This is a genomic window from Streptomyces sp. NPDC059456, from assembly GCF_042750055.1.
Lineage (GTDB): Bacteria > Actinomycetota > Actinomycetes > Streptomycetales > Streptomycetaceae > Streptomyces.
In genome coordinates this window covers 3,881-10,552 of sequence record NZ_JBHYVA010000260.1, presented here as the reverse complement: position 1 = coordinate 10,552, position 6,672 = coordinate 3,881, and the positions used below count along the sequence as shown (strand labels likewise).

6 protein-coding genes are annotated in these 6,672 nt (G+C 71.9%); 1 reads left to right on the top strand and 5 read right to left on the bottom strand.

The window, feature by feature from the left end:
• The 5 genes from ACFXA3_RS22315 to ACFXA3_RS22295 form a co-directional block, all read right to left on the bottom strand.
• The coding region (locus tag ACFXA3_RS22315; RefSeq protein ID WP_385189199.1) for an AMP-binding protein at positions 1-2,415 on the bottom strand (2,415 nt) is incomplete at its 3' end.
• 95 nt (positions 2,416-2,510) lie between these two features.
• Positions 2,511-4,310, bottom strand: a complete 1,800-nt coding sequence (locus tag ACFXA3_RS22310) for a 1-deoxy-D-xylulose-5-phosphate synthase (protein ID WP_385189197.1) — start codon at positions 4,308-4,310, stop codon at positions 2,511-2,513.
• 57 nt (positions 4,311-4,367) lie between these two features.
• Complete coding sequence (locus tag ACFXA3_RS22305; protein WP_385189195.1) at positions 4,368-5,108, bottom strand: phytanoyl-CoA dioxygenase family protein; 741 nt, start codon at positions 5,106-5,108, stop codon at positions 4,368-4,370.
• Positions 5,109-5,112: 4 nt separating this feature from the next.
• Positions 5,113-5,271 carry a hypothetical protein gene (locus tag ACFXA3_RS22300; RefSeq protein WP_327280767.1) on the bottom strand — a complete coding sequence of 53 codons (159 nt, stop codon included), beginning with the start codon at positions 5,269-5,271 and terminating at the stop codon, positions 5,113-5,115.
• Between the two features lie 139 nt (positions 5,272-5,410).
• A complete protein-coding gene (locus ACFXA3_RS22295) occupies positions 5,411-5,836 on the bottom strand; it encodes a hypothetical protein (protein WP_385189193.1) in 426 nt (141 codons plus the stop codon).
• Positions 5,837-6,212: 376 nt separating this feature from the next.
• On the opposite strand from ACFXA3_RS22295, the gene mihF reads away from it, so the two are divergent.
• A complete protein-coding gene (gene mihF, locus ACFXA3_RS22290) occupies positions 6,213-6,527 on the top strand; it encodes an integration host factor, actinobacterial type (RefSeq protein WP_385189200.1) in 315 nt (104 codons plus the stop codon).
• The last annotated feature ends 145 nt before the right edge of the window (positions 6,528-6,672 follow it).

Here is a 6,672-nt window from a genome sequence, read left to right as displayed (position 1 = left end):
CCGGGCGGGGGCGTTGTTGTGGCCCGCCCCCCTGTGTACCGGGTCCTGCCCCCCCGGCCGCAACCGGGTGATCGGGGCCAGCGGTCCGCGCTCCGGGTCGAGCGGGTCGGCGGCGCGCGCGGCCAGCAGCGCGTCGAAGCCGTCGGCGGGGGTGTCGACGATGACCAGCTCCGGTACGGGCGCACCGGACGGGCGGGTGGTCACCTGACCGTCGGTCACCGTCCACCGGGAGCGGAGGGCCTCGTGACGGCCCATCACCTCACGCACCGCACGCGCCAGGACACCGGCGTCCACTCCGCCGCGCAGCCGCGCGGCGCGCGTCACGGCGTAGCGGGAATCGCCGGCCGAGGAGTGCTCCAGGAACCACAGCGCCTGCTGCCCGGCCGAGACCGTCGGTACGGGGCCCTCACCGGAGGCGGCGTCCTGAGCACCGGGCGTGGTGGTCTGGCCGGAAGACGTGCCCGGCCCGATCGCGGGAGCCTTCTCCATATCGGGGGCGCCGCCGCGCACCGCCTGCTCCAGATCGCCGACCGTGGCGTCGTGCAGCAGCTCCTCCAGCGGGACGGTGAGGCCGAAGCGCTCCTGGAGGGCGTGCTGGAGCTGGACCGAACGCAGCGAGTCCAACCCCAGCTCCGCCAGCGCCCGGCCGGCCGGAAGGGCGGCGACCTCCGGCACGCCCAGCACCTCGCCCAACAGCGTCAGGAGTGCGTCGCCCGGCCCGGTGGCCGGCTGGGCGCGCGGCGTCGCGGATTGCGGCCGGTCCGCGGCGCCGGCGTCCACCGGGGACTCCAGTCGGAGGGCGCCGGAGCGGTAGGCCTCCCGGCAGGCGCGTCGGCGGATCTTGCCGCTGGACGTCTTGGGAATGGTGCCCCGGCGGACCAGAACCAGGTGGTCCAAGCGCAGACCGTGCCGGCGGGCCACTTCGGCATGGACCGCGGGCAGGATGCCGGGGCCGGCATCGCCCCGGACCTCGGCCACCACGACCAGCCGCTCGCCGACGGTGAAGGCCGCGACGCAGCCCTTCCTGATCGCGGGAGACGCCCGCTCGACCGTGGACTCGATGTCCTGCGGGAAGTGGTTGCGCCCGCGCACCACGATGACGTCCTTCGAGCGCCCTGCGACGTGCAGCCGGCCGCCCGCGAGGAAACCGAGGTCCCCCGTACGCAGATACGGTCCTTCGCCGTCCGTCGTCCGAGCCGCGAACAGCTCGGCATTGACCTCGGGCTGCTCCCAGTACCCGGCGCCGATGCTGGGGTCGGCGGCGCGTATCCAGACCTCGCCCAGATCGCCGTCGGGGACCGGCGTGCCGTCCGCCCCGACGATCAGCAGCGTGTCGGGCGGGGCGCCGCAGCTGACCGCCCTCTCGCCGTCGCCGCCCGGGACCGGCGCCGAGCCGGGGGCGTCGGTGGAGTTCTCGGCCGCGACCAGCAGCGTGGACTCCGCCAGCCCGTAGCTGGGCGTCATCGCGCCGGGGCGGAAGCCCGCCGGGGCGAAGTGCGCCGAGAAGGAGGCGACGGTGTCCGGCCGTACCGGCTCACCGCCGTTGATGGCCGTCCGCCAGGCCGTCAGGTCCAGTCCGCTCAGGTCGTCCGCCGAGACCTTGCGCACCGCCAGTTCGTAGGCGAAGTTCGGCGCCGCACTGATCGTCGCGCCGAAGCCGGACACGGCCCGCAGCCAGCGGACCGGGCTCTCCAGGAAGGCCAGCGGCGAAAGCAGGACGCAGGTGGCCCCCAGATGGAGCGGGTGGAGCACCGAACCGATGAGGCCCATGTCGTGGTAAAGCGGCAGCCAGCTGACGACGACGCCGTGTTCGTCCTGCCCGTAGGTCTCCCGCATCCGCTCCTGGTTGGCGGCCAGTTGGCGGTGGCTGACGACGACCCCGCGCGGAGTGCCGGTGGAGCCGGAGGTGAACTGGAGCAGCGCGGGCGCCTCGGCGTCGACGTCGGGCGCGCTCCAGTCCGCCGGCGCCCGCTCCGAGCGGTCCCGTGGGCCCAGGACCACCGCGTCGGGCGTTTTGGCGGTGATCTCCTCCATGGCCCTTGGCAGGTCGGTGAGGACGGCCACCGGCCGGGTCGCCGCGGCGATGTCCCGGGCGGTGTCGATCTCGCGCCTGCCGACCGGCGGGTAGACGGGCACCGCGACGAACCCCGCGTACCAGCAGCCGAGCAGGTCGACGACGAATGCGAGCCCCGGCGTGTGGGCGAGCACGGCCCTGCTGCCCGGTTCCCCCACGGCACCGAGCCGCGCGGCGGACGCCCTCGCCGCCGCGTCGAGCTGGGCGTACGTCAGGGAGTCCGTGACGTTCTCACCGTCGCCGAGGAAGCGGAAGGCGATCTTGTCCGGACTGTGCCGGGCATGGGCGCGCAGCCGGTCGGTCAGCGTCGTGAGGGGCGACGGAGGCGAGAAGGACGTCATCAGCGGGTCTCCCGTCGGAGGACGGTCAGGAGGAGACAGGGCCGGCAAGGCGCCGTTGACCGTTTCCGGTGGTTGTTCCGGTCGCCCGGCGGACGTCATCCCCGGGGGCGGGGGCCGCCCGCCGCATGCGCCGTCCAGCGGGCCATCAGATCGGCGGTGATCCCGTCGGGAGTGAGCCCGCAGGCGGCCCTCAGGTCCGGTACGGAGCCGTGCGGCAGGTAGTCGTGGGGCACCGCGAACAGTCGTACCGGGGTGTCGACGTCCTCGTCGGCGAGCCGCTCGCGCACCGCGGTGCCCAGGCCGCCGCGGATCCAGTGGTCCTCGATGACACAGACCAACCGGTGCTCCCGGGCAAGGCCGGGCAGCCGCTCGTCGAGCGGTTCGATCCAGCGGGCGTTGGCCGACCCGGCCGGCACACCGGCGGCGCGCAGCCGGGCGGCCACCTCGGTGGCGCAGGGCAGCAGATCGCCGGCACCGATGACCAGGACACCGCCGGGGGCCGGTTCGACCTGCCAGCCGGCCATGCCGCCGTCTTCACCGCGGTCCCCGTCGCCGTCCTCCGGCAGCCCGGGGTCGTCGATCGCCTTCCCGTACCGGATGGCCACCGGCCCCGGATGCCGGACGGCGGCTCTCAGCAGGCCGCGCAGCTCGGCGGCGGTCGACGGGGTGGCGATCGCCATGCCGGGGATCTGGCGCAGCAGCGCGAAGTCCCCGAGCCCGTGGTGGGAGGCGCCGTCTCCGCCGGTGATCCCGGCCCGGTCGATGACCACCACGACCGGCAGGCGGTGCAGCCCGATGTCGAACAGCAGCTGGTCCTGGGCCCGGTTGAGGAAGGAGGAGTGGATGGACAGCACCGGGCGGCGACCCGCCATGGCCAGTCCGGCGGCGAGTCCCGTGGCGTGCTGCTCGGCGATCCCGACGTCGTGGAAACGGTCGGGGTAGCGCTCCTGGAAGACGTCGAGTCCCGACGGGCCTCCCATGGCGGGTGTGATCACCACCAGGTCCGGGTCCTCGGCGGCGAGTTCCACGAGGCAGGGGCCCAGGACCGAACCGGCCGGCACCCGGCCCGGCGCCGGCGGGTACTGGCGTCCGGTACCGGCGTCGAACGGTCCCACGCCGTGCATGTGCTCGGTACGGTCGTCCACGGCGGGCGCGTAGCCGCGGCCCTTCTGCGTCCTGACGTGCACCAGCAGGGGACCGCGCTCGGCTCCGGCGTCGGACAGGACCTTCTCCAGGGCGCTCAGGTCGTGTCCGTCGACGGGCCCGAGGTAGCGGATCCCCAGCGCCTCGAAGACACCGGGCGCAACGCCCGCCTGTAACTCCCGCATGTGCCGGGCCAGCGCGCCGGTGGTGGGCGCGTAGCTGCGCGTGTTGTCGTTCAGCACGATGGTGACGTCGAGCCCGCGGTCGCCGATGTCGTTGAGCGCCTCCAGCGCCATGCCCGCGGTGAGCGAGCCGTCGCCGGTCACGGTCACCACCCGTCGGTGGCGGTCGGCCGGACGCGCCGCGAACGCGGTGGCGAGCCCGGCGGCGTAGGAGAGGGAAGTCCCGGCGTGCGAGTTCTCCACCCAGTCGTGCTTGCTCTCGGTCCGGCTCGGATAGCCGGACAGTCCGTTCAGCGCGCGCAGCGACCCGAAGGCCCCTGCCCTGCCGGTCACCATCTTGTGTACGTACGCCTGGTGACCGGTGTCCCACAGGATGACGTCGTCGGGGCTGCGGAAGACCCGGTGCAGCGCGATCGTCAACTCGACGACGCCGAGGTTCGATCCCAGGTGCCCGCCGTTGGCGGAGACGCTGCGGACGAGCAGTTCGCGCACCCGCGCCGCCACACCGGGCAGGTCCTCCGGCTCCATCCGGCGCAGGGTATCGGGCATCCAAGCGTCAAGGGCGGTCATGAATCAGAGCCTCCGGCGCCGAGTCGAGGGTCAGCAGTTGGTCGGTCCTGCGGCAGGTCAGCTGCCCCAGTCCTGGTCCAGGAGGTGACGGGTGTGGGCGCCGCGGTATCCCAGCAGCATGCCCAGACGCGGTTGGTCGGTGCGGTTCGGCGGGCTGTCGTGCACCACCAGTCCGCTGTGTATGGCCGCCGATCCGGCCGGCAGCACCGCGCGCACGGTGTTCTCGGCGTCGTGGTCGACCATGTCGTCGCGCACCTTGAGCCCGAAGGGGGCGGGGACGTGGGGCAGCAGACCGCCCAGGTGCGACCCGGTCCAGTACTTCACCGCCCCGTTCTCCTCCGTGGCGTCGGTGAGGGCGATCCACAAGTGCACCACGTCCATCGGCTCCACCGGCAGGAACACGCAGTCCTGGTGGGGCGCGACGCTGGAGCCGACCCGCGCGTACTTGTTGAAGGTCTCCACGACGTACAGCTCGGGTTCGTAGCCGACGATCGCGGCGACCAGTTGTTTGAAGAACGGACGATTGCCGAGTTCGTTGAAATACTCGTCGACCTGGTCCATGAAATAGCAACTGCGCAGTGAGACACCGTCGTCCTCGTACCTCACGGTCTTGTCGCGGACCGCCTGCGGCAGATTGGGAATCACGTAGCGGTTGTACCGGGACACGTGGAAGCGGACCTCCGCGACCTCCTCGTGGGTCAGCAGGGGACCCACCGTCGCGACGCCGTCCTGCGCGTAACGGGCGGCGAGGGACTCGGTGTCGTAGTCGGCGAGGGTGCGGGCGGCGGAAGGGCTCACCGGATCAGACCTCGGTCGTGGTCTCGGCGGCGCCGGAACCGGTCTGCTCCTCGTGCTGTTCGTCGGCCTTGCCCTGCTCGGCCTCCTGAAGTGACTTCAGGTAGAGCTCGCGCACCTTCTTCAGTTCCTCGTCATTCAGAAAACGAGAGAATGAGTTCGGCATGGTGACTTCTCCCCGAAAGTCGATAGGACACTGCGAACGCGGATCAAACCAGCAGCCCGCGTCGCAAGTGAGGGCGAACGCGGGGGTGGGACGTGGCCTCCGGAGCCTGATCGAGTGCGGAGTCAGCGTAGCCCAGCGGTCACCGGATTGTCTTTAGACCATTCAAGCCGAGCCGCAGGGCGGAATGTCTCGCCGCCGCCCATCGCCGCCCGAGCGCTCCACCCGCGTCTTCGTCCGGGCCGATGGCGGCCATGCGGGATGGCCGGACGAGGACTCGTCCGTCGTCAGTCAGGCCGGCGGGCGGTTCTGAGGAAGTGGGGGCCGACGGGGCCCGGCGGCCCGTGGTACCGGCGAGAACGCGCCGCAGAGGAGTCGGGAACCAGCTCTTGATCCGCTCGGCCCAGTCCGCCTCACTCATGGGCGGCCCGCCCGGGGTCATCCCGGCCACCTCCGCTGGCACCAGGTACTTCCTGATCGTCTTGCGGTCCACCCCCAGCGAAGTGGCCGGCTGGTTCTTCGGCCGGCCCGCGTGCCAGTGGACGTAGATCTCGACGATGTCGACCACGGTGTCTCACCCCCGGACACGGCCGTCTCCTGACCTTGCGCGCCGCAACACCGGTACGGGCGCGACGCAGCCGAACCGGCTCCGCACATCTGGTCCGCACCTACCTTGCCGGGGTACCACCATGACGACGGCAGCGAGAACCTGCGCAGGACCTGCGGCCATCTCCTGTTCCTCGATGGCCGCGGCGTCATCCTCGACCCCCTTGACGGCCTCCAGGACGCTCCGGTCATCCGTGTCCTCTTCCTCCACGCCCCCGAGCGCACCGCCAGCCGCCGTACCAGTGCCCCGCATAGCCGCCGATGCCAAACTTGCTGGTCATACACGCAGGGGCACGACATGATGCAGGAACACCCGTCCGATGAGAGGACTGCACCTCATGGCCCTGCCCGCCCTGACCCCTGCTCAAAGAGCTGAAGCCCTCCGGAAGGCTGCCGCCGTCCGCAAGGAACGCGGCGAACTGATGGCTGCGCTGAAAGCCGGTGACCTTCTGCTGGCGACACTGCTGGAGCGCGAGGACTCCGTGGTCGGCAAGGTCAGGGTTCGCCGCGTCCTCGAATCGCTGCCCGGCATCGGTTCTGTTCGCGCCGGCCAACTCCTCGCCGACCTGGGAATTTCCGAGACTCGCCGTGTGCAGGGCCTCGGCGCCAACCAGCGGGAGCGGCTCCTCGCACTCTTCCCCCGCCAGACCTGACAGCAGACCGGCCGCAGGCCGGCTACTACCGCGCTCCGGCCCGTTCACCTGGGCGGGTGCGGGGGGTGTTTGGCGCGCTGGGCGGCTCCCGGTGGGATACCCCCCCACCGCGCACTTGTTAGGGGCGCGCCCGCACCCCCGGGTC